Genomic DNA, 23,047 nt, shown 5'->3' with positions numbered 1-23,047 from the left:
CTCCCCATGATCAATGTCTCCTCCTGGTCGATCAAGAATCCGATACCGGCGATCCTGCTCTTCATCATGCTCAGCCTGGCCGGCCTGCTCGGCTTCAAGGCGATGAAGATCCAGAACTTTCCGGACATCGACCTGCCGACCATCACCGTCACGGCGAGCCTGCCCGGCGCTTCGCCAGCCCAGCTGGAATCGCAGGTGGCCCGCAAGATCGAGAACCAGGTTGCCACGCTGCAGGACGTCAAGCACATCTACACGGTGGTGCAGGACGGCGCCGCCATCGTGACGGTCGAGTTCCGCCTAGAGAAGCGCACGCAGGAAGCGCTGGACGACGTGCGCGACGCCGTCGCCCGCATCCGCTCCGACCTGCCGGGCGACCTGAAGGATCCGATCATCTCGAAGATGAACCTGAGCGGCGCTCCGATCCTCACCTACACGGTGGCGTCTGACCGGCTTGATGACGAAGCGCTCTCGTGGCTCGTGGACAACCAGGTGGCCAAGCGCATGCTGGCGGTGCGTGGCGTCGGTGCGGTGAGTCGCGTCGGCGGTGTCACGCGCGAGGTGCGCATCGAGCTCGATCCGGGCAAGCTGCTGTCATTGAACGCCAGCGCGGCCGATGTGTCGCGCCAGCTGCGCCAGATCCAGCAGGAAGCCTCGGGCGGTCGTGCCGACATCGGCGGTGCCGAGCAATCGGTGCGCACGATCGGCACGGTGCAGAACGCCAGCGAACTCGCGGCGATGGACATCACGCTCGGCGATGGCCGCCATGTCCGCCTGGACCAGCTCGCCAAGGTCAGCGACACCGTGGCCGAGCAGCGCTCCGCTGCGTGGCTGAACGGGAAGCCGGTGGTCGGCTTCGAGATCACGCGCACCAAGGGCGCCGGTGAAATCGAAGTGGCCAATGGTGTGAAGGCGGCCATCGACGAGCTGCGAACGGCGCATCCCGAGATCCAGTTCGATGAGGCTTTCAACTTCGTCGATCCGGTGCAGGAGAACTACGACGGCTCGATGATCCTCCTGTACGAGGGCGCGGCGCTGGCGGTGGTCGTCGTGCTGCTGTTCCTGCGCGACTGGCGCGCCACCATCGTGGCTGCCACCGCCTTGCCGCTGTCCATCCTGCCGACCTTCGCCCTGATGTACCTGATGGGCTTCTCGGTGAACATAGTGACGCTCCTGTCGCTCTCGCTGGTCGTGGGCGTGCTGGTTGACGATGCCATCGTCGAGATCGAGAACATCATGCGCCATCTGGCCATGGGCAAGACGCCCTACCAGGCGGCGATGGAAGCGGCGGATGAAATCGGCCTGGCCGTGATCGCCACCACCTTCACGCTGATCGCCGTGTTCCTGCCCACCGCCTTCATGGGCGGTGTGCCGGGCAAGTTCTTCGTGCAATTCGGCTGGACCGCGGCGATTGCCGTGTTTTTCTCGCTGGTGGTCGCGCGCATGCTCACGCCGATGATGGCGGCCTACATCCTGAAAGCGCCGAAAAAGATCCACGACGAACCGCGCTGGCTGATCATCTACACCGGCTGGGCCCGCTGGTGCCTGAAGCACCGCATCAAGACGCTGATCGCCACGGTGGTGTTCACCGTCGGTTCGATGATGCTGGCCGGCTACCTGCCCACCGGCTTCATCCCGCCGGATGACCTCTCCCAGACGCAGGTCACGGTGACCTTGCCGCCAGGTGCCACCTTCAAGCAGACCGAGGCACTGACGCGCCAGGCCCATGAGATCGTCAAGTCCAACAAGCATGTGACCCTGATCTACACGGCCATTGGCGGCGGCAATGCGGGCAGCGACCCGTTCATGGTTTCGGGTGGCCCCGAGGTGCGCAAGTCCACCTTGACGCTGAACCTGACGCCGCGCGGTGAGCGCCGGGGCTTGTCCAAGCAGGCCATCGAAACGCAGCTGCGCGAGGCGCTGGACGTGATTCCGGGCGCCCGCATCAAGGTCGGCTTCGGTGCCTCGAGCGAGAAGTACGTGCTTGTGCTCGCCGGTGAAGATGGCCGCGTGCTCGCCGAGCATGCGCAGATCGTCGAGCGCGAGTTGCGCGGCATTCCTGGCATCGGCGCGGTCACGTCCACCTCGAGCCTGACCCGGCCCGAGCTGGTGGTGCGGCCCGACTTCGCCCGTGCTGCCGACCTGGGCGTGAGCGCCGCTGCAATTGCAGACACGCTGCGCGTGGCCACCGCCGGCGACTACGACCAGCTGCTGCCCAAGCTGAACCTGGCGCAGCGCCAGGTGCCCATCGTCGTGCGCCTGCCAGCCGAAGCGCGTGCCGACCTGGACCTGCTGGCCCGCCTGCCGGTGCCGGGCAGCCGTGGCCCGGTGCCGCTGGGCCAGGTCGCCACCTTGACGATGGAAAGCGGCCCCGCGCAGATCGACCGCTACGACCGCCTGCGCAACATCAACTTCGAGATCGAGTTGAACGGCGTGCCGCTGGGCGAGGTGGAGCAGAAGGCCACGCACCTGCCCAGCATCAAGAACCTGCCGCCCGGCGTGATGCAGACAACTGTCGGCGATGCCGAGGCCATGGGCGAGCTGTTTGCCAGCTTCGGCCTGGCCATGCTGACCGGCGTGCTGTGCATCTACATCGTGCTGGTGCTGCTGTTCCACGACTTCGTGCAGCCGGTGACGATTCTGGCGGCGCTGGTGCTGTCGATTCCGGGCGCCTTCCTGGCCTTGTTCGTGACGCAGACGGCGCTGTCGATGCCGTCAATGATCGGCCTGATCATGCTGATGGGCATCGCGACCAAGAACTCGATCCTGCTGGTGGACTACGTGATCATCGCGCGCCGCGACCACGGACTGCCGCGCTTCGAGGCCATCGTCGATGCCTGCCGCAAGCGTGCTCGCCCCATCGTGATGACGACCATCGCCATGGGCGCCGGCATGCTGCCCATCGCCCTGGGCCTGGGTGTCGACCCGAGCTTCCGATCGCCCATGGCCATCGTCGTGATCGGCGGCCTGATCACCTCGACCTTCCTGAGTCTGCTGGTGATTCCGCTGGTCTTCACCTATGTGGACGACGTGATCGGGTTCCTGCGGCCGAGCCGCTGGCGCAAGTCCGAGGCGGCGCCGGCCGCGTCGGCAGCAACCGGAGATTGAGCGATGCGGGCCTGGACCTGGTGCTTGTTGGCATTGACACTGGCGGGCCCGCTGCAGGCCCAGGCGCAGCAGGACGTGGCGCCCGGGGCCGGCACCTCGGCCAGCGCCACGGCCAGCGCCACGGCCGAGGCCGCAAGCTACACGGCCATCGATCTCGACTGGCGTGACGCCTCGCGCGAGCGCGCCGTGCCGGTGCGCCTGTACTGGCCGGCGCGCGCGGCCGCAGGTACGGCCGTGCCGCTGGTGGTGTTTTCGCATGGCCTGGGCGGCTCCCGCCAGGGCTACAGCTATCTCGGCCGCTTCTGGGCTTCGCAGGGCTATGCGAGCCTGCATGTCCAGCACGTGGGCAGCGACAGGCAGGTCTGGAGCGGCAGCGTCTTCGGCCTGATCGGGCGGCTGCAGGATGCGGCCAAGGAAAGCGAAGCCGTGAACCGCGTGCAGGACATGCGCTTCGCGCTGGACCAGCTGCTGGCCAGCCCGCGAGGCGCGCAGATCGACGCGCAGCGTATCGTCGTGGCTGGCCATTCCTACGGCGCCACGACCTCGCTGCTGCTGGCCGGCGCGCGGCCACCAAGCGCACCGGGCGATTTGCGCGATGGGCGCATCAAGGCCGCCATCATCATCTCGGCGCCGCCCTTCTACGGGCAAGGCGCGCCTGCGCCCATCCTGGCGGGCATCAGCATTCCGACCCTGCACATCACGGCCACCGAAGACGTGATCGAGGTGCCGGGCTATCGCTCTGCGGCCAGTGATCGCCTGCTGGTCTTCGACGCCACCGGTGGCGGGCCGGACAAGATGCTGGCCGTCTTTGCCGGCGGTTCGCACAGCATCTTCACCGACCGCAGCGGCACCGGCGGCGTGGCCCTCAATCCGCAGGTCAAGGCCGCGACCCGGGAGCTGACGCTGGCCTTCCTGCAAAGCGTGTTCGAGGGTCGCCGCGAGGGCCTGCGGGATTGGCCCTTGCGCTGGCGTGAAATCCTGGCGCGCTGGACCGGTCCCGATGCTTGATCAAGATCATGTTTGCGGGAATGACCGCATGGGGTGCACGGAAGCGCGCCCTTAGCATCGCGGCGGGACAACCGATGGCCAAAGCCCTGCAGCAAAAGTGGGCGGCGATCGAGCTGAGCGGCATGAGCGCGCATGAATCAACAGAAGACGAAGACCGCCCCGGGCATGGGCTCGTGGCGGCACTGGTGGCCGGGTTCGGCGGCCAGCATGGGGCCTGACCTGGCCCGAGGCCTCGATGCCGCAGCACGCGGCGATCTCTCGGCCAGCCTCGACGAAGCCGCGGAAGCGGGCCATGGGCTCAGGCGGCGCTTCAATGCCCTGTGCCTGGCCTTGTCCACCCGCGTCGCGCAGATCCGCAACAACGCCAGCATCCTGGCCATGGCGGCCGATGCGCTCGCCGCCTGTTCGCGCGATCTGGCCGAGCGGTCCGGCCGGCAATCCGAGCAACTGACCGACGCCAATCAGCGCCTGGCCCGCCTGAACGACGGCCTGCGCGAGAACGCCAGCACCGCTCAGGCGGCGCGCGGCGGGGCCCGTCAGGTGCGCGAGGCGGCGGAGTCGGGCGAGGCCTTGATGCACGAGGCCGTGACGCAGATACGCACCATCGAGGTCAGCTCACGGCAGATGAGCGAGATCATTTCGGTGATCGACGGCATTGCCTTCCAGACCAACATCCTCGCGCTCAATGCCGCCGTCGAGGCAGCGCGGGCCGGCGAGCAGGGCCGCGGCTTCGCGGTCGTGGCCTCGGAGGTGCGCAGCCTGGCCCAGCGCAGTGCGGCGAGTGCGGCCGAGGTGAAGCGGCTGATCGCGCAATCGACCGAGCAGGTCGAGACCGGCGTGCAGCGCATCGAGCGGCTCGGCGACGCGCTCGGCCAGGTGCTGGGCGGCGTGCGCCTGCTGACCGAGCAGATCGGCGGCATTGCCGAGGACAGCCAGCGCCACAGCCTCGAACTGCAGGGCATCGCCGACCAGGTGGCCGCGGTGGATGAACTGGCGCAGCGCAATCTCGAGCTGGTGGCGCAGTCGGCTTCGTCGGCGGGCGAGGTCGAGCAGCGAACCGGGCAACTGGGCGTGGCGGTGCGCCAGATACGGCTGCGCCAGGGAGCTGCTGACGAGGCGCGCCTGCTCGTCGAGCGCGCCTGCGAAGCGGTCAGACGCGAGGGCCTGGCTGCGGCGGCCGAACGCTTCATGCACCGCGAGGGCGAATTCTTCGACCGCGACATGTACATCTTCGTCTTCAACCGCCAGGGCATCTTCACGGCCTTCGGCCCCGACCCGAGCAAGAAGGGGCGGCATCTGCGCGAGGTCAGCGGCCTGCAGTGGGAGATGCTGCTGCGCGACGGCTTCGAGCGCGTGGACCAGGGCGGCGGCTGGGTCGACTACCAGACGGTCCACCCGGTGACCGGCGCCGTGCTCGACAAGGTCTCCTATGTGTGCGGCCTGCCCGGCGATCTGCTGATCGGCTGCGGGGTCTACAAGGTCTAGGGCAGGGCCCGGCTCTTCACCACGGCGTAGCGCGCCAGCGTGCGCTCGCGGGCGAAGGCATGGTCGACGACGGGCCGGGGGTAGTTGGCGCCCAGCTCGACGCCCGCCGCCTGCAGCTCCAGCGGCGCCGCCAGCCAGGGCGCGTGGATGGCCTTGTCTGAAAGCCCGGCCAGCTGCGGCAGATAGCGGCGGATGAACTTGCCTTCGGCGTCGAACTTCTCGCTCTGGCTGACCGGGTTGAAGATGCGGAAATAGGGCTGGGCATCGCAGCCGCTGCTGCTCGCCCATTGCCAGCCGCCGTTGTTGGCGGCGAGGTCGAAGTCCAGCAATTGCTGGGCGAAGTAGGCTTCGCCACGGCGCCAGGCTATGCCCAGATCCTTGGTCAGGAAGCTGGCGGTGACCATGCGCAGGCGGTTGTGCTGGTAGCCGGTTTCGTTGAGCTGCTTCATCGCGGCGTCCACCAGCGGATAGCCGGTCTCGCCGTCGCACCAGGCCTTGAAGAGCCTGTCGGCCTCTGGGCCTTGCTCCCACTGGATGCCGTCGTACTCGCGGCGGAAGGCGCCCGTCATTGCATGCGGATGGTGGTGCATCACCTGGTGATAGAAATCGCGCCAGATCAGTTCGGACAGCCAGACCTCGGCACCCCGGTCGCCCGCCTGCATGCGCTCATGCGCGAGGCGCGCCAGGCGGCGGATCGACACCGTGCCGAAGCGCAGGTGCGTGCTCAGGTAGCTGGGGCCCTTGATGGCCGGGAAGTCGCGGGCACGGTCGTAGCGGGCTATGCGCTCCAGGAAGTCTTCGAGCAGGGCTTCAGCACCACTTGCGCCCATGCCCAGGGAAGCGGGCAGGGCGGCGGGTTCGAAGCCGATGTCTGACAGGCTCGGCACACCCTGTGCCAGAACGCTGCCGGCAAGCGCCTCCGTGTAGCGCTCCACCGGATAGCTGCTCAGATAGAAGGGCTCGACCTTCTTCAGCCAGGCGTTCTTGTAGGGCGTGAACACGCCGTAGGGACCGCCGACGGCCGTCATCACCTCGCGGCGCTCGAAGATGACATGGTCCTTGGAGGTTTTCAGCAGCGCGCCGAAGCTGGCGAGCTTCTCGGCGACCTGTGCATCGCGCATCAAGGCGGCTGGTTCGTCGTCATGGTTGCAGAAGACAGCCTGCACCTGCAACTCTGCAGCCAGGCGCGGGATTTCATCGGCGGCCGCGCCATGACGCACGATCAATGCGCCGCCACGCTCGCGCAGTCGCTGGTCCAGCTCGGCCAGCGCGCCGAGGATGAAGACCACGCGCCGGTCGGCCCGGGGCAGGGCGGCCAGGATGTCGGTGTCGAGGATGAAGCAGCAGAACACGGCGTCGGCCGACTTCAGGGCGTGGAACAGGGCGGCCTGGTCGTCCAGGCGCAGATCGCGGCGGAACCAGGCGAGGGCGCGGTCGAATTGCTTGCTCATGGACGCCAGTGTCCACCAATCGAAGGCCGTAAAATGGCGCGCATGGCCCAAGAACGCATAGACCTCACCAACCAGTTTTTGATCGCCATGCCCGGCATGGCGGACGATGCGTTCGCTGGCAGCGTTGTCTACATGTGCGAGCACAACGAAAAGGGCGCCCTGGGCCTGGTGATCAACAAGCCGATTTCGCTGACCATGGGTCACTTGTTCGCCAAGGTGGACCTGAGCCTGGACCGCGAGGAACTGGCCATCCGCCCGGTGTTCTACGGCGGCCCCGTGCAGACCGAGCGCGGCTTCGTGCTGCACGAGCCGCTGGACGAAGAGGGCATGCACTACAACGCGACGCTGGCCGTGCCCGGCGGCCTGGAAATGACCACCAGCCGCGACGTGCTGGAAGCGCTGTCCAATGGCGCCGGTCCCAAGAAGCTCCTGATCACCCTGGGCTACAGCGGCTGGGCCGCCGGTCAGCTGGAAGAAGAGATCGGCCGCAACGGCTGGCTGACCGTGGACGCCGCGCCCGAAATCATCTTCGAAACGCCCGTGGAAGAGCGCTACACCCGCGCCCTGGGCCTGCTTGGCATCGACCCGCGCATGTTGAGCCCCGAGGCGGGGCACGCATGAGCACGGCTGACACCGCCACCGTTGCACCCCAATCCCTGCTGGCTTTCGATTTCGGCACCAAGCGTGTCGGCGTGGCCACGGGCAGCCGCTTCACCGGCCGTGCCGAGCCCCTGAAAAGCATTCACGCGGAGGGCGACGCCCGGTTCACTGCCATCGAGAAGCTGGTGAGGGAATGGCAGCCCGATGCACTGGTCATCGGCGTGCCCTTCCATCCCGATGGCGCCGAACATGAAATCACCCAGCGCGCGCGTCGCTTCGGCCGCCAGCTCAAGGGCCGCTTTCGCCTGCCGGTGTTTGAAGTGGACGAGCGCTACACCAGTGTCGAAGCGGAGAGCCAGGGCGCCCGGGACCTGGACTCTGCTGCCGCGGCCCTGATCCTCGAACAATACTTCCAAGAGCATCCCTGATGAGCACACTGCACGGCCGCCCGAAAGTGGGCGAACCCCCGCTTGGCGGGGACAAGCGAAGCTTGGGGGTGCCCCAATGACGACCTTGCTTCTTGATGCCGAAGCGCTCTACGACGACCTCAAAAAGGGCGTGCAGAAGCTGCTTCAAACTGACACCGCGCTCGTGGGCATCTGGTCTGGCGGCGCCTGGCTGGCCGAGCGGCTTGCCGCCGACCTGGGTCTCGCCGACCATGGCGTGATCTCCAGCTCGCTGCACCGCGACGACTTCGGCACCAAGGGCATGAGCGCCAGCGCCGACCACACGCGGCTGCCTTTCGAGGTGGAGGGCCGCCACATCCTGCTGATCGACGACGTGCTCTATACCGGCCGCACCACGCGGGCGGTGATCAACGAGCTGTTCGACTTCGGCCGCCCGGCCAGCGTCACGCTGGCGGTGCTGGTGGACCGCGGCGGCCGCCAGTTGCCGATCGAGCCGGTGTTCTCGGCTGCGCGCGTGACCCTCGCCGCAACACAGCGCCTGCGGCTGGCCAAGACCGAGTCCGGCGCCTTCACATTCGACGTCACCGAGGGAGGCTCAGGTGCTGAGTAAAAGAAACCCGCAGCTGAACAAGCATGGCGAGCTGATCCATCTGCTCTCCACCGAAGGCCTGCCCGCGGCCATCATTCACCAGATCCTCGACACCGCCGGCACCTTCCTCTCGGTCAATGACCGTGATGTGAAGAAGGTGCCGCTGCTGCGCGGCAAGTCGGTGTTCAACCTGTTCTTCGAGAACAGCACGCGCACGCGCACCACCTTCGAGATCGCCGCCAAGCGGCTCTCGGCCGACGTGATCAACCTCGATATCGCGCGCAGCTCCACCGCCAAGGGCGAGACGCTGCTGGATACGGTCGCCAACCTCTCGGCCATGCATGCCGACATGTTCGTGGTGCGCCACAGCGAAAGCGGCGCGCCCTACCTGATTGCCCAGCATTGCGCGCCGCATGTGCATGTGGTGAATGCCGGCGACGGGCGCCATGCGCATCCGACGCAGGGCTTGCTCGACATGTACACGATCCGCCACTACAAGAAGGACTTCCGCAACCTGACGGTGGCCATCGTCGGCGACATCGTGCACTCGCGCGTGGCCCGTTCCGACATCCATGCGCTGAGCATCCTCGGCGTGCCCGAGATCCGCGCAGTGGGCCCCAAGACCCTGGTGCCGGGCGACCTGAAGGACATGGGCGTGCGCGTCTGCAACGACATGGCCGAAGGCGTGAAGGGTGCCGACGTGATCATCATGCTGCGCCTGCAGAACGAACGCATGAACGGCGCGATGCTGCCCAGCGCCGGCGAGTTCTTCAAGAACTTCGGCCTCACGCCCGAGAAGCTGGCGCTGGCCAAGCCGGACGCCATCGTGATGCACCCGGGCCCGATCAACCGCGGCGTCGAGATCGACTCGGCCGTGGCCGACGGCACGCAGAGCGTGATCCTGCCGCAGGTGACCTTCGGTATCGCGGTTCGCATGGCCGTCATGAGCATCCTGGCTGGGAACGAAGCATGAAGATCTTGATCAGAGGTGGTCGCCTTATCGACCCCGCATCGGGCCTGGACAAGGTGGGCGATGTCGCCATTGCCGCCGGCCGCATCCTCGGCCTGGGTGAGGTGAAGGATTTCGAAGCCGAGCGCGTGATCGACGCGACCGGCCTGGTTGTTGCGCCAGGCCTGGTGGACCTCGCTGCGCGCCTGCGCGAGCCGGGCCACGAGCATGAAGGCATGCTGGAGAGCGAGCTGAATGCCGCAGCCGCCGGCGGCGTGACCAGCCTCGTCTGCCCGCCCGACACCGACCCCGCGCTGGACGAGCCCGGCCTCGTGGAAATGCTCAAGTTCCGCGCCCGCAAGCTGAGCCTGTGCAGGCTGTTCCCGCTGGGCGCCCTGACGCGCGGCCTGGCCGGCGAGCAACTGACCGAGATGGCCGAGCTGACCGAGGCCGGCTGTGTCGGCTTCTCGCAGGCTGAAGTGCCGATCCGGAACACACAGTTCCTGCATCGCGCCCTGCAATACGCGGCCACCTTCGGCTACACGGTCTGGCTGCATCCGCTGGACCCCTGGCTCGGCGGTGGCGTGGCTGCCAGCGGGGCCGTGGCCACGCGGCTGGGCCTGTCCGGCGTGCCGGTGACGGCCGAGACCGTCGCTCTGCACACGATCTTCGAGCTGATCCGTGCCACCGGCGCGCGCGTCCATCTGTGCCGCATCTCGAGTGCCGCCGGTGTCGAGCTGGTGCGTGCTGCCAAGCGCGAAGGCCTGGCTGTCACCGCCGATGTCTCGGTCAACTCCCTGCATCTGAGCGACGTGGACATCGGTTTCTTCGAGCCGGCGCTGCGCCTCTCGCCGCCCTTGCGCCAGGGCCGCGACCGCGATGCCTTGCGCGCCGGCCTGGCCGACGGCACGCTCGACGCGCTGGTGAGCGACCACAACCCGGTGACGGCCGACGAGAAGAACCTGCCATTTGCCGAGGCCACACCGGGCGCCACGGGCCTGGAGCTGCTCCTGAGCCTGGCCTTGCGCTGGGCCGAGGACGAGCGCCTGCCGCTGTCCAGGGCATTGGCCGTGATCACCGCCGAGCCGGTGCGCGTGCTGGGACCGGCCCTCGGGTCGCTGGCGGACAGCGCTGGCCGCCTGGTGGCCGGTGGCGTGGCCGACATCTGCGTGTTCGATGCCAAGGCGTCCTGGTCGGTCACGCCGGAACGCCTGGTGAGCCAGGGCAAGCACACGCCGTTTGCCTATTCGATCACCGGGTTCGAGCTGCCGGCACAGGTGCGCTACACGCTGGTGGCGGGCCACCTCGCCTACGAGAAGAGCTGATGATGACTGCCGTCTGGCGCCTGTTGCGCCTGCTGGCCCATGTGGGCAGCGGCCTTTGGATGGTGCACCTGCGCTTCAAGGGCCTGGACAAGGTGGCCCGCCATGCGGCCATCCAGGCCTGGTCGGCCAAGACCTTGCGCATTCTCGGCATCGAGCTGAAGCACAGCGGCACGCCGCGTCCCGGCCCGAAGCTCGTGCTGGCCAACCATGTGTCGTGGCTGGACATCGCGGCGGTGCATGCGGTGATGCCGGAGGCTCGTTTCGTTTCCAAGGCCGACATCAAGCACTGGCCGCTGGTGGGCGCGCTGGTCGAGGCGGCGGGCACGCTCTTCATCGAGCGCAGCAGCAAGCGCGATGCGCTGCGCGTGGTGCACCAGACTGCGGCGGCCTTGAAAGAGGGCGACACCGTGGCTGTGTTTCCCGAGGGCACGACGGGCCCGGGCCCGGAGCTCCTGCCTTTTCATGCCAACCTGCTGCAGGCGGCCATCGTCACCGAAGTGCCGATCCAGCCGCTGCTGCTGCGCTGGCACGGGCCTGGCGAACGCTTCAGCACGCCGTTGCGCTTCATTGGCGATATGACGCTGATGCAAAGCCTTTGGGCCATCGCCAGCGCGCGCGGGCAAGGCTGCGAGCTGCGCATTCTCGGCTCGATCGACTGCGCCCATGCAGATCGCCGCGCGCTGTCCGAGCATGTGCGCGAAACCCTTGCGGCCGAGCTGTCCACCTGAGTCGGCCGAATCGCAGCCCCGGGAGTGAATCGCCGAGGTGACAGCGATCCATCCTGCCGGCCTGTCCGCCCAATCGGGGACAGGTCTGGGCCCGGGGTTCTGGGTGCACTGAGCCTCCGCTAGCATCGGTGCCACGCTGATTGCAAATTGCCGGAGTTCCGTTCATGTCCAAGCTGCGCACAGGGCTGCTGCTGAGCCTCTCACTTGCCCTGCCGGGCCTGGCTGCGGCGCAAGGGTTCAATCTGGGCAAGATCATCAAGGACAGCCTGTCTTCCGCCTCCTGCGAGAAGTACAAGCGCTGGGTGGCCTCGGTGCCCGGGGCGGCCGCCAATGCGTCCGTTGGCCGGGGTGGCTCGGATGTCGTGCTCTCCCTGGTGGCCGAGCCGGTCTTCTCGCAAGCCTTCGGCAAGAGCTACCGCGAGCTGACCCAGAGCGATTTCCGCGCTGCGGCGAGCAGTCTTGCCGAGTGCCGTCGCGGTGGCACGCTCACGCCGACCGAAATGCAGCTGACCCAGCAGGTCTGGAACGAGCACATGCAAGTCACCTTGCTGCGCCAGCAGGAGGCCCTGCAGGCGCAGCGCGCCGAGCTGGAAGGCATTCGTCAGGAGCTCGCGGCCCTGCGTCCCGTGGAGGAAGACTACGCCCGGCTCGACGGCCTAAAGGCTCGCGGCGATGCTGCCATCCGGCGCGGTCGGGCCTCGATCGCATCGGGCCGGGTGGCGAGCGCTGATGGTGGCAGCGTGCTCGGCGACCTGGCCGCCTTCGAGAAGGAGGTCGAGGCGACGCGGCAGCGCGTCGGCGTGCCGGTCGAGACACAGCGAGTCCAGGCGGCCGTGGCCGCGGCGGAGGGCAGTGCCGGCTTGCAGGTGCTGACCGGCCACCTGGACAGGTTGCGCCGCAGCAGCCTGCCGGCGACGGTCGTGCAAGGCCTGCGCGAGAGCCTCAACAAGCGCATCACCGAGCTGGCGGCGGGCGTCGCCCAGCAAGAGCGCCAAGCCATTCATCCGCCCCGGGCCGACCTGGCCGATCTCGCGGCGCATGCCGCCGCCGTGCGTGATTTTGACAATCGCAACAGCCGTGCGCTGAACCTGGCGCCCCCCTTGGCCGAGCTGCAGCGAGCCTTGCGCGCCGAGCGCCAACCCTTGCTGGCAGGTGCTGCCAGCGAGGTGGCGCGTCAGGTGCGGGGCCTGCGCGAACCGGAGCAGATCTCGCAGCTGGTAGCGCGCTACTTCCTGGCTGACGAGCTCCAGGCCGGGCCGGGCGCCGAACTCAAGCGCATGGCAGACCAGCGGGCCGAACTGCTCAAGCGCCTTTCGACCGACGTTGCCATGTTCGGCGCCCAGCCTGAGCATGCCGACTTGCTCGCTGGCACGAGTCAAACCGGCCCTGCCCCCACGCGCTGCGACCAGCTGGCGGCCGACCCGGATGACCCGGGTCGTATCGCGCCGGGCGTCAGCGACGACGACATGAATGTGGCTGCAGCCGTCCAGTCCTGCCGCGAGGCTGTGAAGGCCGAGCCGCGCTCGGGGCGCCTGCAGTTTCAGCTTGGGCGAGCGCTGCTCGAGGACAAGAAGCCGCAAGACGCGGTGGCCCAGTTCAGGCGGGCCGCTGAACTCCAGTACCCGGCGGCCTATTTCTATCTCAGCGAAGCCTACAAGTCCGGCATGGAGGGTCTGCCCAGGAATGACAAGCAGGCCAGCCAATACGCCAAGCTCGCCGAGAAGGGCGGATACGGCAGTGGCATGAGCAGCTCGCATCCGGTCTTTGCCGAAGCCGACTACGAGGACGCCAACATGATGCAGGCGGTCTACTACGGCAACAGTTCGCTGCTTGGCGACAACGGGCTCTACAACTTCAACTACCTGGTGGCGCAGGCGCAACTGCTGGCGAACGAATGCCGCAGCTTCAAGCTCAGCGAGGTCGAGGGCTACCGCACTGCATTCGTGCGCGGCGTGATCCCAGGCACCACCGATGGCATGGCGCGCATGGGCTTCGAGCACATGAAGAACATTGCCACGACCCTGGCCGATGCCATCCGCAACCCTCGTTCCATGGTCGACAACGGCGCTGCGCGCCAGCGTGTCGAGAACGCGGGCATGTACGGCACGCGTGACCTCGCGCAGATGTGGAGCGGTATCGGTGGCTGTCAGGCCCCGCAAGCCAAGCGCTATGTGAAGAATCTGCGGCATTACCTGAGCCGCGTCGGCGCCTGAGGCGCAAAAGGAGCCGTCAATGGATGATGCCAATCGTCGCCGCATGGCCGTGATCTGCGGCTTGTGGCCGCTGCTGGTGACACAGGCGCGGGCCCAGGGACGCGGCAGTGCGCCACCTCCATACCGGCCACCTCCGCCGCCGCCACCGCCTCCGCCGCCGGCCTACCGGCCGCCACCACCCCCACAACCGTCGTTCAGGCCGGCCCCGCCGCCGCCCGCGCAGATGCCCGGTGGTCGCAACGGCGGCAGCTGGGCCGGCAGCAATGGTGGTGCGGGCAGTTGGGCAGGCTCCAATGCCAATCGAAACCAGGGCAGCAACGGCAGCAACGGCGGTGGCAACTTAGGCTCTAGCGTCAAGAACCAGGTCGGTTCCGGCTCCCTGGCCAACAACCGAAGCTCGGGTCTGGCCAGCAAGTTCAATGCATCGGGCGGTTCCAGGCCCGTCAATGCCACCAGTCAGGCGCGCGGCGCGCAAGGGGGCGGCAACGGCAGCGGCTTTGGCACATCGGTGAAAGGCCAGGTCGGCTCAGGCTCGACCAGCACCGGTGGCAGCTCCGGTCTGGCCAGGAAGTTCAATGCAGGTGCCAGCACCGGCACTGCGACAACAAGCGTTGGCAGCGGTGGCAGCGGCGGCAAGAGTGGCGGCGGTGGTGCAAATGCTGCTGGCGCCGGTGGTGGGCTGTCGAAGAAGTTCAACGCTGCCGCAGGCAACGGCGCCGGGCGCATTGACGGCACCCAGACTCCCGCACCGCGCCCTCGCCCCAAGCCAACGGACGCTTTCGGTCGCGCCGCAATGAGTGCCGAGTACCAGGCTGGCAAGGAGGGGGCGGCCAAGCGCGGCAAGTTCCTGCATGAGCAGGCCCTCAAGCCTGCCCAGCCGGCCTCGGCGCCCAAGCCGCCCTTCAGACCTCCGGAGCCGCGCTGAGTCTGGGCGGCTGACTGCTCCCGCCTGGCCGGATGTTTCTGCGGCTAGGGCAGCGCCGGCATCCAGCTTCGCAGCCAGCCCAGGCCGGCAGAGGTGCCGGCGCGCGGCCGGTATTCGCAGCCCACGAAGCCGGCGTAGCCGAGCTCGTCCAGCAAGGCCATCAGGTGTTCGACGCGCAGCTCGCCTTCATCTGGCTCCTGGCGCAACGGCGCGCCCGCTACCTGCACATGGCCGAGAACGCCGCGCTCGAAAGCACGGCGCAGCTTGCTGCTCACGTCGCCCTCGACGACCTGGCAGTGGTACGCGTCGAACTGCAGCTTCAAGTGGGGCGAGCCCACGGCCTCGATCAGGCCCAGCGCATGGTCCTGACGGTTCAGGAAATAGCCCGGCATGTCGCGCTCGTTGATAGGCTCCACCGTCAGGATGATGCCGGCAGCGCTGGCGCGCTCCGCGGCCCAGGCCAGACGCGCTACCACCAGGCCATTCAATTGTTCCCGGCTCATGCCCGTGGGCAGCAGGCCCGACATGAGGTGGACCAGTGGCCGGCCCAGCGCCTCTGAATAGGCGAGGGCTCGCTCGACCGAGGAGCGGAAGTCCGGCTCGCGATCAGGCAGGCAGGTGAATCCGCGCTCGCCGGCCGCCCAGTCGCCGGGCGGTGCATTGAAGAGCACCTGCCGCAGGCCGTGCTCTTGCAGCAGCAATGAGAGTTGCCCGGCCGGATGGTCGTAGGGGAAGAGGTACTCGACGGCCGTGAAGCCGTCCGCTGCCGCAGCAGCAAAGCGCTGCAGAAAGGGCAGCTCGGCGTAGAGCAGGCTCAGGTTGGCGGCGAAGCGGGGCATGGTCGAGCAGCCTCGCTCCGCCCCGTGCCTCAGGCCTTGCCCTGATTTGCCACCGCGGCGGCGGCCTTGGCTGCGGCCTCTGCGTCGCCCAGGTAGTAGCTCTTGATCGGCTTCAGGTCTGCATCCAGCTCGTAGACCAGCGGAATGCCGTTGGGGATGTTGACGCCGACGATGGCGTCGTCGGCGATGCCGTCCAGGTACTTCACCAGGGCGCGGATGCTGTTGCCGTGGGCCGCGATCAGCACGCGCTGGCCGCTCTTGATGGCGGGTGCGAAAACTTCGTTCCAGGCCGGCAGCACGCGGGCCACGGTGTCCTTCAGGCATTCGGTCAGCGGAATCTGCTCGGGCGCAAGGCCTGCATAGCGCAGATCACCCCGCTCGCTGCGCGGGTCGCTGGCTTCCAGCGCCGGCGGTGGCGTGTCGTAGCTGCGGCGCCAGATCAGCACCTGCTCGTCACCGTACTGCTTGGCCATGTCGGCCTTGTTGAGGCCTTGCAAGCTGCCGTAGTGGCGCTCGTTGAGGCGCCATTCATGGATCACCGGCAGCCAGGTGCGCTCCATCTGGTCCAGGCAGTGCCACAGCGTCCAGACGGCGCGCTTGAGCACCGAGGTGTAGGTGACATCGAAATCCAGGCCCGCTTCCTTCAGCAGGCGGCCGGCCTGCTTGGCCTGTTCGACGCCAGTGGGGGTCAGGTCTACATCGGTCCAGCCGGTGAAGCGGTTTTCGAGGTTCCAGGTCGATTCGCCGTGGCGAATGAGCACGAGCTTGTACATGTCGGTCACGAGGGGAGGCCGCCCGATTCGGGCTGGGGCGGATTCTATCGATGCACAGAGCGTGGACTATTCCCATTTCCCGTTGCCGGCAATCCACAAATCTGTCGTGAAATGACGAATCGCAAACTGAAGTGAGCAGATCGTCCTAGTATCAATTTCGGGCGGCACTCGCGCACTGGTGCGTCAGCCGCCGTACTTGTTCTGGTTTATTAAGCAGGAGACGGAGCATGCAGAAGAACAGCAAGTGGCGTTGGGCGCCCCTGGCATTGGCCGCTTTGGCCTGCGTAGGCGCTCAGGCGCAAAGTGACAGCGCGGTGACGGTCTCGGGTTTCGCGACCCTGGGCGCAACGGGCACCAACAGCAGCGTCGCTCAATACGCCATCTTTGGGCAGAACCGCGGCGCCAGCGAGCGCTGGAGCGGTGAGGTCGACAGCAAACTCGGCGTGCAGCTGACGGCCAAGGCCAATTCCACCTTCTCGGGCACAGTGCAGCTGCTGTCCAAGCAGAATGGCGACGGCAATTTCAATCCGGAGGTCGAATGGGCCTTCGTCAAGATGCAGGCAGCGCCTTCGCTGTCCTTCCGCGTGGGCCGCATGGGCGGCCCGTTCTTTGCGGTGTCCGATTTCCGTGATGTGGGCTATGCGAACACCTGGCTGCGCCCACCTCACGATGTCTACGGCCAGGTGCCGATCAGCCGCTTCGACGGCGCAGACGTGATCTACCAGACCAATACCGGCTTGGGCTCACTGACGGCGCAATTGTTCGCCGGCAAGGCCAAGTCCATGGTGCAGCGCACCGAGGTCGAGATGAAGAGCCTGGTCGGCTTCAATGCGACGCTGGAACTCGATGGTGGCGTGAGCCTGCGCGTCGGTCGCCTGCAGGGCAAGCTGACCGTGCACTCCGCCTCGCTGAATACGTTGGTGGCCGGCCTGCGCTCGGTGCCGATTCCGTCCGTGGTTTCGGTGGGCAACGAGCTTGATCCCAACAGCAAGTCAGCCAGCTTCACTGGCTTCGGCCTCACCTGGGATGAGGGCAATTGGCTGGTGAATGCCGAGTACACGCAGCGCCGCACCGATACCTATGCATCCGATACCAATGGCTGGTACGTCACGGTCGGCCATCGCTATGGCAAGTTCACGCCTTATGCCACGGTGTCGCAGCTGAAGCAGATCGACAGCAATGTGAACAACACGATCCCGACCGCGGGCTACCCGGCGGCAACGCAGGCGCAGCTGAACTTCCTCAGCGCCAACGTGAATGGCGTGGTGGCAAGCCAGAAGCGTGATGAGAAGACGCTGGCGGCTGGCGTGCGTTGGGACTTTGCTCGCAACACCGCGCTGAAGGCCCAGGTGGACCGCATCACCCCGAACGGCCCCGGCTACTTCCTCAACGTGCCGAGCAGCTTCAAAGACCGCGTCCACGTCTACAGCATCGCTGTGGACATGGTGTTCTGATCAAGGGAGGCAAACATGAACAAGTTCAAGCGTTTGGCTTTCCTGGCTGGTTTTGCGCTGGCTGGTGTCGGAGCCCAGGCCCAGGTGGCCGTGATCGTCAATTCCAAGAACGCCGCAGCAAGCATGACCGCCGATCAGGTGGCCAGCATCTTCCTGGGCAAGAGCAGCACGCTGCCCAATGGTGCAACCGCAGCTGCGGTCGACCAGGCCGAAAGCGCAGCGGTGCGTGAGCACTTCTACAGCAAGGTGACGGGCAAGCAGGCCGCGCAGGTGAAGGCCGCCTGGTCTCGCATCGTGTTCAGCGGCAAAGGCACGCCGCCCAAGGAAATGGCCAATTCCGCCGAAGTGAAAAAGTTTGTCGCAGCCAATCCGGACGCGATAGGCTATATCGAAAAGTCGGCGGTGGATGGTAGCGTCAAGGTGGTGTTGACCGTCGATTGAGGTGCCACTCAGGTCGCTGAGAACCAGGAGCGCAGGGCAGGGGCCCTGCGCTCCCTCGTTGGATGGAGACTAAAAGATGAATGTGAAGACCCGGATCTGGCTGCTGCCCTTCCTGGCCGCCGGCATATTCGCCGTCGGGATCATCGTCGTGCTGCTGTATTCCTCGCGCACCTCTGACGCGATCACGTCGGTCGGTACGGTGGACTACCCCTATCTCGACTCGACCACGCAGTTCGCCTCGCAGCTGGAAGCCCTGGGCTCCACGATCCAGAGCGCTGTGGCAGAGGGCGAGAAGAAGCGGCTGGACGAGGCCAACGAACGCGCCGCCAATCTTCGCAAGATCCTGGACACGATCACCAAGATCGATGGCAAGCAGGAAGCCGCTGGCGCGCTCAAGAAGGACTTCGAAGCCTATTTCGCGGCCTCGGTTGACACGGCCCAGTTGTTCATGGGCATGAAGCAGGGCGACCAGGGTGGGGCCATCGCCAAGATGCAGGGCTCGCTCAAGCAGCTCGAGGGCACGTTGGCCAAGGTCCGCAAGGGTGCCACCGAAGGTTTTGATGAGGGTCTCAACAAGGCGCAGACCGGCGTCTCGTCGAGCTTGTGGGCCATCGTCATCAGCGGCGTGGTCGTGGTGGTCTGCCTGGGTCTGGGTTCGTTCCTGGTGATCGGCGGCGTCTGGCGCCAGCTGGGCGGCGAGCCGGAATATGCGCGCGATGTGATGCGTCACATGGCCGACGGCGACCTGTCGCAAGATATCGTGGTGGCACCCGGTGCCGACCAGAGCCTGCTGGCGGCAGTGCGCGACATGTCGCGCGGCCTTGCTGGCATCGTGGCCAATGTCCGCACGGGCACCGACTCGATGACCGTGGCATCGCGTGAGATTGCCGTGGGCAATCAAGATCTCTCCGTGCGGACCGAAAAGCAGGCCAGCTCGCTGGAACAGACCTCCAGCAATATGCAGACCCTGACCGACACAGTGCGCCAGAGCGCCGACGCGGCGGCTCAGGCCAATCAGTTGGCTGGCTCGGCTGCGGCAGTGGCACAAAAGGGCGGCCAGGTGGTTTCGCAGGTGGTCTCGACGATGAACGAGATCAATACCAGCTCCAAGAAGATCAACGACATCATCGGCGTGATCGATGGCATCGCCTTCCAGACCAACATCCTCGCATTGAATGCGGCGGTGGAAGCTGCACGTGCTGGCGAACAGGGCCGCGGCTTCGCGGTGGTGGCGGGCGAGGTTCGCTCGCTGGCCCAGCGTTCGGCCGAGGCCGCCAAGGAAATCAAGGGCCTGATCGGCGCCAGCGTCGAGAAGGTCGAGTCTGGCAGCCGCTTGGTGGAAGACGCCGGTTCGACGATGACCGAGATCGTGGCCAGCGTGCAGCGGGTGTCGGACATCATCGGCGAGATCACGGCCGCCGCGACCGAGCAGAGCCAGGGCATCGGCCAGGTCAATCAGTCGGTCACGCAGCTGGACCAGATGACGCAGCAGAACGCGGCGCTGGTGGAGCAGGCTGCTGCCGCGGCTTCCAGCCTGGAGCAGCAGGCTCGCAGCCTGCAGACAGCGGTCTCCACTTTCAAGCTGTCCTGAAGATGTTTGCCCCCCGTTCAAGGAGTACCTTGAACGGGCCCCCCCAAGGGGACGGCGATGCTTGCCGGCATGACCGGCAAGCACATCGCCAGCGCGTGCCGGCTTGGGAGCGGCCCTGCGCTCGGCCCGCAAGTTTTGCGACGAGGAGCGAGATTCCTATAATCTCGCTCCTTTTGCTATGGGGCATCGCTCTTGAACTTCCTGCTCGAACACTGGTACCTCCTGCTGACCGCTGTGCTTTCTGGCGGCTTGCTGCTGTGGCCCGCACTGAGCAAGGCGGGTGGCGGCGTTGCCACCGCTGAAGCGGTGCGCCTGATCAACCGCGAGAAGGCGGTGCTGATCGATGTCTGCGAGCCCGAGGAGTTCGCCGCCGGTCACGCCACAGGCGCCCGCAACATCCCCCTGAGCACACTCGAAGGCCACAAGCAACTGCCCAGCAATAAGGCCTTGCCCGTGGTGGTGATGTGCCAGACCGGCGCGCGCGCCGCCCGTGCAGCTGGCATCCTTCGCAAGCTGGGTCATGAAAAAGCCCAGCCGCTGACCGGGGGCTTGAAAGCCTGGCGCGAAGCCAATCTGCCGACCGAGCGCAGCGCTGGCTGAGCCTTCAGCGCTCCAATATGTTGTTGAGGATGGATTCGCGATGAGTCGCGTGAAGATGTACACGACCCTGGTCTGCCCCTACTGCGTGCGGGCCAAGAACCTCTTGAAGCAAAGAGGCGTCGAGCAGATCGAAGAGATCCGTGTCGACCTGGACCCCTCGCAGCGCGACAGCATGATCGCGCTGACCGGCCGCCGCACTGTGCCGCAGATTTTCATCGGCGACACCCATGTGGGCGGCTGCGACGAGCTGATCGCCCTGGACCATCGCGGCGGCTTGCAGCCACTGCTGCAGGCTGACTGAATGCCGCCTCGGCGCCTCCCCTAAGGGCGCACCCCCGGTTTGCAAGAGCGGGCATGTCCGGGCGGGCGTCTGGGCCGGCTGCGCCATAATCGCTGCTGCTGCCCGCCAACCGTCACGGCGGGCTTTACTTTTGCTTGAGAGACATCATGGCCGACGAGAACAACACCCCCGTGTTCCAGATTCAGCGTATCTACCTGAAGGATCTGTCGCTGGAGCAGCCGAATTCGCCGGCGATCCTGCTGGAACAGGCTCAGCCCAATATCGAGATCAACCTGACCCTGTCGGCCGAACCCGCTGCCGAAGGCTTCTATGAAGTCTGCGTGACCGCCACGGTCAACACCAAGGTCGGCGACCGCACGCTGTTCCTGGTCGAAGCCAAGCAGGCCGGTATCTTTGAGATCCGCAATGTGCCGCAAGAGCAGCTGGAAGGCATCATCGGCATCGTCTGCCCTCAGATGCTGTACCCCTATCTGCGCGCCATCGTTTCCGACATCAGCACCCGCGCTGGCTTCCCGCCTGTCATGCTGACGGAAGTGAATTTCCAGGCCATGTTCGAGGCACAGCAGCAAGCCATGCTGGCCCAGCAGGAGCAGCAAGCCGCACCGGCCGATGCCACGCTGAACTGATTGACCCCGGCCTAGCGCCCTGGAGCGCGCCACGCTGACGCGCGGCGCGCTTTTGTCGTTTTTGGACGGAGCGAGAGAGCGATGAAGATCACGGTTTTCGGTGCTGGCGCCTGGGGCACGGCGCTGGCCATCCAGGCCGCAGCCCGCCATGAAGTGATGCTGTGGGCGCGTGAGGAGGCGGCCGTCTCCGCGATGCGCGCGAGCCGCTGCAACACGCGTTATCTGCCTGAGGCGCCGCTGCCGGCCGGCTTGCAGTTGACGAGTGATTTCGACGCGGCCCTTGCCTTCGGCGAGCTCCTGATCATTGCCACACCGATGGCCGCACTTCGCAGCATGCTCGCCCGCCTGCCCGATGGCGCGGCGGTGCTGTGGCTGTGCAAGGGCTTTGAGGCGGGCACCGGGCTGCTGGGCCATGAGATTGCGCGCGAAGTGCAGCCGCGCTTGCGAGTGGGCGTGCTGTCAGGCCCCAGCTTTGCGCAGGAAGTCGCCGCCGGCCAGCCGACAGCGCTGGTATCGGCCAGTGCGGACGAGGCCCTGGCCCAGCTGGGCGTCGAGGCGTTCCATGGCGAGCGCATGCGGGTCTACAGCTCCAATGATCCGGTCGGCGTCGAGGTCGGTGGCGCCGTCAAGAACGTGATGGCGATTGCCGTCGGCATTGCCGATGGCCTGCGCCTGCGCGCCGAGCGCCTTGGCGACGCCTCACGCGCGCCTGGGTTGAATGCCCGCGCCGCGCTGATCACGCGCGGCCTGGCCGAAATGCTGCGCCTCGGTCAAAGCCTGGGGGCGCGCACCGAGACCTTCATGGGCCTGTCAGGCATGGGCGACCTGGTGCTGACCGCCACCGGTGACCTGTCGCGCAACCGCCGGGTGGGCCTGATGCTGGCCGAGGGTCTGGACCTGAAGCAGATCCTGCAGCGCCTTGGTCATGTGGCCGAAGGCGTCTACAGCGCCCCGACTGTGCTGGCCCGCGCGCAGGCCAACGGTGTCGAGATGCCTATCACTGCAGCCGTGGTCGAGGTGCTGGACGGGCGCTTGAGCGTGCTCGACGCGATTGATGTGCTGATGGGCCGACAGGCCCGATCCGAACACTGAGCCCGCGCACAAGGTCCGGGAGGAGCTTGTGGCTGGCGAAGGCCTGGACGCGATACACGCGGCCAGGCTGATCAGACCGCGCCCTCGTAGCCGTTCTGCCGCCAGGCCTCGAACACTGCAACGGCGACGCTGTTGCTCAGGTTCAGGCTGCGCTGGTCGGGTCGCATCGGCAGGCGCACACGCTGCTCGGGTGGGAAGCTGTCACGCAGTGCTGGTGGCAGGCCCGCTGTTTCCGAGCCGAAGACCAGGAAGTCGCCCGGCTGCCAGGCCTGCTCTGCAAAACGATGGCTGCCGCGCGTGGTGAACGCAAACATGCGTTCCGCGGGCGGCTTCACTGCATCCAGAAATGCCTGCCAGCTGGCATGGCGCAGCACGGCCGTGTACTCGTGATAGTCGAGGCCGGCGCGCTGCAGGAGCTTGTCTTCCATCGAAAAACCCAAGGGCTCGATCAGATGCAGGCTGCAGCCGGTATTGGCGGCCAGGCGGATCACGTTGCCGGTGTTGGGTGGTATTTCCGGCTGGACGAGGACGATATGAAACATGCC

General features: G+C 66.6%; 22 protein-coding genes. 18 read left to right on the top strand and 4 right to left on the bottom strand.

All coding sequences use genetic code 11. From position 1 onward, the window contains the following. Nucleotides 1–6: 6 nt before the first annotated feature. From ABT392_RS14015 to ABT392_RS14005, 3 genes are all read left to right on the top strand, one after another. Nucleotides 7–3,105: an efflux RND transporter permease subunit gene (locus ABT392_RS14015; protein ID WP_395385482.1), complete on the top strand. Its 3,099-nt coding sequence runs from the start codon at nt 7–9 to the stop codon at nt 3,103–3,105. Nucleotides 3,106–3,108: 3 nt separating this feature from the next. Then, the gene (locus ABT392_RS14010) at nt 3,109–4,113 is read left to right on the top strand and encodes an alpha/beta hydrolase family protein (protein WP_395385483.1); all 1,005 of its coding nucleotides are present in this window, start codon (nt 3,109–3,111) and stop codon (nt 4,111–4,113) included. Nucleotides 4,114–4,245: 132 nt separating this feature from the next. Then, complete coding sequence (locus tag ABT392_RS14005; RefSeq protein WP_395385484.1) at nt 4,246–5,598, top strand: methyl-accepting chemotaxis protein; 1,353 nt, start codon at nt 4,246–4,248, stop codon at nt 5,596–5,598. Here the strand turns inward: ABT392_RS14005 and ABT392_RS14000 are convergent. Continuing rightward, the gene (locus ABT392_RS14000) at nt 5,595–7,049 is read right to left on the bottom strand and encodes a cryptochrome/photolyase family protein (RefSeq protein ID WP_395385485.1); all 1,455 of its coding nucleotides are present in this window, start codon (nt 7,047–7,049) and stop codon (nt 5,595–5,597) included. The two genes, ABT392_RS14005 and ABT392_RS14000, sit on opposite strands and share 4 nt — an antisense overlap. A gap of 42 nt (nt 7,050–7,091) precedes the next feature. Here ABT392_RS14000 and ABT392_RS13995 point away from each other — a divergent pair, with 42 nt between their 5' ends. The 8 genes from ABT392_RS13995 to ABT392_RS13960 all read left to right on the top strand — a co-directional run bounded on the left by ABT392_RS13995 (nt 7,092) and on the right by ABT392_RS13960 (nt 14,785). Continuing rightward, the gene (locus tag ABT392_RS13995) at nt 7,092–7,670 is read left to right on the top strand and encodes a YqgE/AlgH family protein (RefSeq protein ID WP_395385486.1); all 579 of its coding nucleotides are present in this window, start codon (nt 7,092–7,094) and stop codon (nt 7,668–7,670) included. Beyond that, nucleotides 7,667–8,077, top strand: coding sequence for a Holliday junction resolvase RuvX (gene ruvX / locus ABT392_RS13990; protein ID WP_395385487.1), 411 nt, complete (start codon nt 7,667–7,669; stop codon nt 8,075–8,077). Before ABT392_RS13995 ends, ruvX begins: the two co-directional genes overlap by 4 nt. 76 nt (nt 8,078–8,153) lie before the next feature. Next, nucleotides 8,154–8,666, top strand: coding sequence for a bifunctional pyr operon transcriptional regulator/uracil phosphoribosyltransferase PyrR (pyrR, locus tag ABT392_RS13985; RefSeq protein WP_334276449.1), 513 nt, complete (start codon nt 8,154–8,156; stop codon nt 8,664–8,666). Further along, nucleotides 8,656–9,618, top strand: a complete 963-nt coding sequence (locus tag ABT392_RS13980; RefSeq protein WP_334276448.1) for an aspartate carbamoyltransferase catalytic subunit — start codon at nt 8,656–8,658, stop codon at nt 9,616–9,618. The genes pyrR and ABT392_RS13980 overlap by 11 nt, the downstream gene beginning before the upstream one ends. Further along, complete coding sequence (locus ABT392_RS13975; RefSeq protein ID WP_334276447.1) at nt 9,615–10,919, top strand: dihydroorotase; 1,305 nt, start codon at nt 9,615–9,617, stop codon at nt 10,917–10,919. Before ABT392_RS13980 ends, ABT392_RS13975 begins: the two co-directional genes overlap by 4 nt. Continuing rightward, a complete protein-coding gene (locus ABT392_RS13970; RefSeq protein ID WP_464970800.1) occupies nt 10,919–11,647 on the top strand; it encodes a lysophospholipid acyltransferase family protein in 729 nt (242 codons plus the stop codon). The genes ABT392_RS13975 and ABT392_RS13970 overlap by 1 nt, the downstream gene beginning before the upstream one ends. 164 nt (nt 11,648–11,811) lie before the next feature. Then, nucleotides 11,812–13,860, top strand: coding sequence for a tetratricopeptide repeat protein (locus tag ABT392_RS13965; RefSeq protein ID WP_395385489.1), 2,049 nt, complete (start codon nt 11,812–11,814; stop codon nt 13,858–13,860). A 19-nt stretch (nt 13,861–13,879) separates the two neighbouring features. Then, nucleotides 13,880–14,785, top strand: a complete 906-nt coding sequence (locus tag ABT392_RS13960; protein WP_395385490.1) for a hypothetical protein — start codon at nt 13,880–13,882, stop codon at nt 14,783–14,785. Between the two features lie 44 nt (nt 14,786–14,829). Here ABT392_RS13960 and otnI read toward each other — a convergent pair whose 3' ends face one another. Together otnI and gpmA are read right to left on the bottom strand one after the other, a co-directional pair. Further along, complete coding sequence (gene otnI / locus ABT392_RS13955) at nt 14,830–15,624, bottom strand: 2-oxo-tetronate isomerase (RefSeq protein ID WP_395385491.1); 795 nt, start codon at nt 15,622–15,624, stop codon at nt 14,830–14,832. Nucleotides 15,625–15,653: 29 nt separating this feature from the next. After that, nucleotides 15,654–16,397: a 2,3-diphosphoglycerate-dependent phosphoglycerate mutase gene (gene gpmA / locus ABT392_RS13950; RefSeq protein ID WP_334276442.1), complete on the bottom strand. Its 744-nt coding sequence runs from the start codon at nt 16,395–16,397 to the stop codon at nt 15,654–15,656. Nucleotides 16,398–16,624: 227 nt separating this feature from the next. On the opposite strand from gpmA, the gene ABT392_RS13945 reads away from it, so the two are divergent. The 7 genes from ABT392_RS13945 (at nt 16,625) to ABT392_RS13915 (ending at nt 22,502) form a co-directional block, all read left to right on the top strand. Then, nucleotides 16,625–17,851 carry a porin gene (locus tag ABT392_RS13945; RefSeq protein ID WP_334276441.1) on the top strand — a complete coding sequence of 409 codons (1,227 nt, stop codon included), beginning with the start codon at nt 16,625–16,627 and terminating at the stop codon, nt 17,849–17,851. A gap of 15 nt (nt 17,852–17,866) precedes the next feature. Beyond that, nucleotides 17,867–18,292: a type 2 periplasmic-binding domain-containing protein gene (locus ABT392_RS13940; protein WP_334276440.1), complete on the top strand. Its 426-nt coding sequence runs from the start codon at nt 17,867–17,869 to the stop codon at nt 18,290–18,292. A 76-nt stretch (nt 18,293–18,368) separates the two neighbouring features. Then, nucleotides 18,369–19,883, top strand: a complete 1,515-nt coding sequence (locus ABT392_RS13935) for a methyl-accepting chemotaxis protein (RefSeq protein ID WP_464970799.1) — start codon at nt 18,369–18,371, stop codon at nt 19,881–19,883. A 192-nt stretch (nt 19,884–20,075) separates the two neighbouring features. Continuing rightward, nucleotides 20,076–20,483, top strand: a complete 408-nt coding sequence (locus ABT392_RS13930; RefSeq protein ID WP_395385493.1) for a rhodanese-like domain-containing protein — start codon at nt 20,076–20,078, stop codon at nt 20,481–20,483. 40 nt (nt 20,484–20,523) lie between these two features. After that, nucleotides 20,524–20,784 (top strand): glutaredoxin 3, encoded by a 261-nt coding sequence (grxC, locus tag ABT392_RS13925; RefSeq protein ID WP_395385494.1) that lies wholly within the window; start codon nt 20,524–20,526, stop codon nt 20,782–20,784. A 146-nt stretch (nt 20,785–20,930) separates the two neighbouring features. Beyond that, the gene (gene secB, locus ABT392_RS13920) at nt 20,931–21,410 is read left to right on the top strand and encodes a protein-export chaperone SecB (protein WP_334276436.1); all 480 of its coding nucleotides are present in this window, start codon (nt 20,931–20,933) and stop codon (nt 21,408–21,410) included. Nucleotides 21,411–21,491: 81 nt separating this feature from the next. After that, nucleotides 21,492–22,502, top strand: coding sequence for an NAD(P)H-dependent glycerol-3-phosphate dehydrogenase (locus tag ABT392_RS13915; RefSeq protein ID WP_395385495.1), 1,011 nt, complete (start codon nt 21,492–21,494; stop codon nt 22,500–22,502). 71 nt (nt 22,503–22,573) lie between these two features. Here the strand turns inward: ABT392_RS13915 and trmL are convergent, their stop codons facing one another. Next, nucleotides 22,574–23,044, bottom strand: coding sequence for a tRNA (uridine(34)/cytosine(34)/5-carboxymethylaminomethyluridine(34)-2'-O)-methyltransferase TrmL (gene trmL, locus ABT392_RS13910; RefSeq protein ID WP_395385496.1), 471 nt, complete (start codon nt 23,042–23,044; stop codon nt 22,574–22,576). Between the last annotated feature and the right edge of the window lie 3 nt (nt 23,045–23,047).

The organism is Paucibacter sp. JuS9 (assembly GCF_044043925.2).
Lineage (GTDB): Bacteria > Pseudomonadota > Gammaproteobacteria > Burkholderiales > Burkholderiaceae_C > JAUASW01.
The sequence above is the reverse complement of the archived record's forward strand: the minus strand, read 5'-3'. Positions and strand labels throughout refer to the sequence as shown.

Coding starts and splice junctions, on each gene's coding strand:
- ABT392_RS14015 (WP_395385482.1), top strand. CDS start 7: ATGATCAATGTCTCCTCCTGGTCGATCAAGAATCCGATACCGGCGATC.
- ABT392_RS14010 (WP_395385483.1), top strand. CDS start 3,109: ATGCGGGCCTGGACCTGGTGCTTGTTGGCATTGACACTGGCGGGCCCG.
- ABT392_RS14005 (WP_395385484.1), top strand. CDS start 4,246: ATGAATCAACAGAAGACGAAGACCGCCCCGGGCATGGGCTCGTGGCGG.
- ABT392_RS14000 (WP_395385485.1), bottom strand. CDS start 7,049: ATGAGCAAGCAATTCGACCGCGCCCTCGCCTGGTTCCGCCGCGATCTG.
- ABT392_RS13995 (WP_395385486.1), top strand. CDS start 7,092: ATGGCCCAAGAACGCATAGACCTCACCAACCAGTTTTTGATCGCCATG.
- ruvX (WP_395385487.1), top strand. CDS start 7,667: ATGAGCACGGCTGACACCGCCACCGTTGCACCCCAATCCCTGCTGGCT.
- pyrR (WP_334276449.1), top strand. CDS start 8,154: ATGACGACCTTGCTTCTTGATGCCGAAGCGCTCTACGACGACCTCAAA.
- ABT392_RS13975 (WP_334276447.1), top strand. CDS start 9,615: ATGAAGATCTTGATCAGAGGTGGTCGCCTTATCGACCCCGCATCGGGC.
- ABT392_RS13970 (WP_464970800.1), top strand. CDS start 10,919: ATGATGACTGCCGTCTGGCGCCTGTTGCGCCTGCTGGCCCATGTGGGC.
- ABT392_RS13965 (WP_395385489.1), top strand. CDS start 11,812: ATGTCCAAGCTGCGCACAGGGCTGCTGCTGAGCCTCTCACTTGCCCTG.
- ABT392_RS13960 (WP_395385490.1), top strand. CDS start 13,880: ATGGATGATGCCAATCGTCGCCGCATGGCCGTGATCTGCGGCTTGTGG.
- otnI (WP_395385491.1), bottom strand. CDS start 15,624: ATGCCCCGCTTCGCCGCCAACCTGAGCCTGCTCTACGCCGAGCTGCCC.
- gpmA (WP_334276442.1), bottom strand. CDS start 16,397: ATGTACAAGCTCGTGCTCATTCGCCACGGCGAATCGACCTGGAACCTC.
- ABT392_RS13945 (WP_334276441.1), top strand. CDS start 16,625: ATGCAGAAGAACAGCAAGTGGCGTTGGGCGCCCCTGGCATTGGCCGCT.
- ABT392_RS13940 (WP_334276440.1), top strand. CDS start 17,867: ATGAACAAGTTCAAGCGTTTGGCTTTCCTGGCTGGTTTTGCGCTGGCT.
- ABT392_RS13935 (WP_464970799.1), top strand. CDS start 18,369: ATGAATGTGAAGACCCGGATCTGGCTGCTGCCCTTCCTGGCCGCCGGC.
- grxC (WP_395385494.1), top strand. CDS start 20,524: ATGAGTCGCGTGAAGATGTACACGACCCTGGTCTGCCCCTACTGCGTG.
- secB (WP_334276436.1), top strand. CDS start 20,931: ATGGCCGACGAGAACAACACCCCCGTGTTCCAGATTCAGCGTATCTAC.
- ABT392_RS13915 (WP_395385495.1), top strand. CDS start 21,492: ATGAAGATCACGGTTTTCGGTGCTGGCGCCTGGGGCACGGCGCTGGCC.
- trmL (WP_395385496.1), bottom strand. CDS start 23,044: ATGTTTCATATCGTCCTCGTCCAGCCGGAAATACCACCCAACACCGGC.